The following is a 3,728-nucleotide window of genomic DNA, read 5'->3' as shown; positions in this document are numbered from 1 at the left end:
ACCGCGCACACCCCGCCCCAGCCCCAGTGACTGAACGCCGGCCCCGCGAGGGCGGACGCAAGCGCACCGCCCGTGAAGCCGGCGACGACGTACGCGGTGTTGGCGGTCGCCGGGGTGGAGGTGGTGGTGAGGGCGAGGGTCTGGTTGGCGACGTGGGAGGCGACCAGGGCCGCGTGGACGGCGATCGCGGCGACGAACAGCGCCCACAGCACGTGCCCGCCCAGCCAGAACAGCGGTACGGACGCGGCCGCGAGCACATACGCGGACCGTACGACCTTCCCCGCGCCGAACCGGTCGACGAAGCCGCCCGCGAGCGGAGCCACCGCGCTGGCCGCCAGCCCGAACAGCCCGAACAGGCCGGCGGTCGCGGTCGAGAAGCCGTAGGAACCACCGGTGAGCAGCAGGGCGAGGGTGGTCCACAGGGCGCTCCACGCGCCGAACATGCCCGCCTGGCGCAGGCACGCGCGCCACAGGTCGGGCGAGGTGCGGACCAGGCCCGGCAGGGCGGCGAGGCCGGCGAAGAGCGGGCCGGAGCCGCGGCGCTTCTCGGACGGGAGGACATACGCGGTGGCGAGGCCGAGGACGAGGGTGAGGGCGGCCGAGCCGATGAACACGACCCGCCAGCCGTAGGCCTGGCCGACCAGGCTGCCCACGACGCGCGCCGCCACGATGCCGGTGAACAGGCCCGCTATGACGGCCGCGACATGGCGGGCGCGGTGGTGGGCGGGGGCGCGTTCGGCGACCAGCGGGACGAGTAGCTGCGGTACGACGGTCGCGGCGGCCGCGACGAAGACGGCGACCGCGAGGGCGGCGGTGCCGGGGGCCGCCGCGCCGACGAGCAGGGCCGCCGTGGTGGCCACGGAGAGGGCGGCGACCAGGGGGCGCCGGTTCACGCGGTCGCCGAGCGGGGCGAAGAAGAGGAGGCCGGTGGCGTAGCCGAACTGCGCGACCGACGCGATCCACGCCACGGCGGACGGGGTCGAGCCGAAGTCGTGCGCGATGAGGGGGAGCAGCGGGCCCGCGAGATAGATGTTGGCGGCCGTCACGGCGGTACAGACGGCGATGAGGACGAGGAAGAGGCGGTCGGCGGCGGTGGGGACGCCCGGCTTCTGGACCGAGGTCTGGGTGACGGTTGCGGAGGACATGAGCGGCGGCACTCCTTTAAGCCCACGAATTCAAGCTCACGAATTCAAGCCCACGAACACTTCGAGCGGGCTCTAGCAACTAACTGGTTGGTTGGAAGCTGGAACAGCATGCGGCGCCCCGGAATTCCCTGTCAACCAAATAGTTGGTTACCGTCGCCCGCCGAGTACGCTGGCCCCATGGGAGTCAGAGACCCCGAGGCCACCAAGGCCCGGATCTACGAGGCGGCGGTCGCCGAGTTCGCCCGGCACGGCATCGCGGGCGCCCGCATCGACCGCATCGCGTCGGAGGCCAAGGCCAACAAGCAGCTGATCTACGCCTACTTCGGCAACAAGTCGGAGCTGTTCACGCAGGTCCTCGGCAGGTCCATGCTCGACCTGGCCGTCCAGCTCCCCGTCGACCCCGACGACATCGAGGGCTGGATCGACCGGCTCATGGACTACCACGCGGCCCACCCCGAAGTCCTGCGCCTCCTCTTCTGGGAGGGTCTGGAGTACGGCACCGCCGAACTGCCCGACGAGACCGAGCGCCAGCAGCACTACGCGTTCAAGGTCGCCGCCCTCCAGGACGGCCAGGACCGGGGTGTCGTGAGCGACGCGATCCCGGCCCGCGACCTGCTCTTCCTGCTGGTCGCGATGGCCAACTGGGGTGTCGTCGTACCGCAGATGCGCCGCGTCCTGGTGGGCGCGGACGACACGGACCGGGACCGGCTCCGCGAGTCGATCAAGGAGGCGGCGCGGCGACTGGTCGCCAAGTAGCCGCACCCTAAAGGCAGTTGACGGCCAGTTGACGGCCAGTCAGGGGCGATCGCCAAGTGGCGCGTACCGTCGCCTAGTTGGTACCGATCCGCGCCAACAGATCCACGATCCGCGACTGGACCTCGCTACTCGTCGACCGCTCGGCGAGGAAGAGCACGGTCTCACCGGAGGCGAGCCGAGGCAGGTCGGCCTGGTCCACCGCGGCCGTGTACACGACGAGCGGGGTGCGGTTGAGCTGTCCGTTCGCCCGCAGCCAGTCGACGATCCCGGCCCGCCGCTTGTGCACCTGGAGCAGATCCATCACGACGAGGTTCGGCCTCAACTGCCCGGCCAGAGTCACCGCGTCGGCGTCACTCGCGGCCCGGGCCACCTGCATCCCGCGCCGCTCCAGCGTCGCCGTCAGCGCCAGCGCGATCTCCGCGTGCTCCTCGATCAGCAGCACCCGAGGCGGATGCTGGTCACTGTCCCGAGGCGCGAGCGCCTTCAGCAGAACGGCGGGATCGGCACCATAGGCCGCCTCACGCGTAGCCTGCCCCAGCCCGGCCGTGACCAGCACCGGCACCTCGGCAGCGACGGCCGCCTGCCGCAACGACTGGAGTGCCGTCCGCGTGATCGGCCCGGTCAACGGGTCCACGAACAGCGCCGCCGGGAACGCGGCGATCTGCGCGTCGACCTCCTCGCGCGAGTGCACGATGACGGGCCGGTACCCGCGGTCGCTCAGCGCCTGGGTGGTCGTCACGTCCGGCGCGGGCCACACGAGCAGCCGACGCGGATTGTCGAGCGGCTCGGGCGGCAACTCGTCGTCGAGCGGCTGCGGCCTCGGCGTATCCGCGATCTCGACGGCCCCGCCCGGCCCGTCCAACGGCTCCGGCCCCTCGGCCGCGTTCTCGTCCGGTGCCCCTATGGCGTACGACCGCCCGGCCCCCTCGGTCATCTGCGCGAGCCGGGACTGCCCGGCCATGGACGGCTGAGCCCGCTCACCCTGCTCCGCCACCCCGGCGGCGGGTTCGGGCCGAGTCCCCAACTTCCTTCTCCGGCCACCCCCACCCGACTGATGCGGCGGAGGCGTAGGCGTGGCGACAGGCACCTGCACCTGAGCGGCCTGCCGCGTGAACGGCACCCCCTGCCCCAGCGTCCGCACACTGATCGCCCGCCCCTGAGTGGAGTTGGGATCAATGGGAGCCCCGGCGGCTTCGGCGGGAAGCGGCTGAGCGGCACGTGCCTGCGCGGCGACGGGGGTTCCGGGTGCGGGCGCAATCGGGTTCGGCCGCGGGTTCGGTGTCTCGCTCGATGCGTTCGACGCTACGGCGGTGTCGGCACCGTTCGCCGGTACGGGGGCCGGAGCTGCGACCGGCGCCGGCCGCGCGGCGGGCAGAGCCTGCGGCGGCACCGGCCCACCGGACTGCCCCTGAACCGGGGCGACTTGACCGGGGATGCCGTGCGGGGAGACGGGTTGCCCCTGAGTGCCTTGAGCCGGGAGCCCCTGCGCGGGTACGGCCTGCCCGGGAATGCCCTGGGGCGGAATCGGCTGACCGGGAACACCGGGGGCCGCTTGCCCCGGAATCCCGTGCCCCGGAATCCCTTGCGGCGAGACGGGCTGCCCCTGGATCCCCTGCGGCGAAACCGGCTGCCCAGGGTTCCCCTGCGCCGGAATCCCCTGGCCGGGAACCGCCTCGGCCGGCAACGGCTGCCCCGCCGGAGCCTGCCCCGGAGCGGGAAGATTCTGCGCGGGAGCAAGCTGCATGGCGGCACCGGGCTGCCCGCCGACCGACTGACCGGCAACGGACTGCCCCCCGACCGCCTGCCCAACTCCCCCCTGTCCTACGC

The 3,728-nt window shown here is 72.7% G+C and carries 3 protein-coding genes; 1 reads left to right on the top strand and 2 read right to left on the bottom strand.

Features of this window, described 5'->3' with window-relative positions; genetic code table 11:
• A partial coding sequence (locus AC31A1_RS48480; RefSeq protein WP_489659438.1) for an MFS transporter occupies positions 1 to 1,145 on the bottom strand: 1,145 nt, incomplete at its 3' end.
• Positions 1,146 to 1,322: 177 nt separating this feature from the next.
• Here AC31A1_RS48480 and AC31A1_RS48475 point away from each other — a divergent pair.
• Positions 1,323 to 1,901 carry a TetR/AcrR family transcriptional regulator gene (locus AC31A1_RS48475; protein WP_489659437.1) on the top strand — a complete coding sequence of 193 codons (579 nt, stop codon included), beginning with the start codon at positions 1,323 to 1,325 and terminating at the stop codon, positions 1,899 to 1,901.
• Between the two features lie 73 nt (positions 1,902 to 1,974).
• Here the strand turns inward: AC31A1_RS48475 and AC31A1_RS48470 are convergent.
• On the bottom strand, positions 1,975 to 3,728 hold a 1,754-nt coding region (locus tag AC31A1_RS48470; protein ID WP_489659436.1), incomplete at its 5' end, for a response regulator.

The sequence above is a fragment of the Streptomyces sp. P5F9 genome, from assembly GCF_057961495.1.
The sequence above is the reverse complement of the archived record's forward strand: the minus strand, read 5'-3'. Positions and strand labels throughout refer to the sequence as shown.

Excerpts from the sequence above, each read along its gene's own strand:
- AC31A1_RS48475 (WP_489659437.1), top strand. The coding sequence starts at position 1,323 with ATGGGAGTCAGAGACCCCGAGGCCACCAAGGCCCGGATCTACGAGGCG.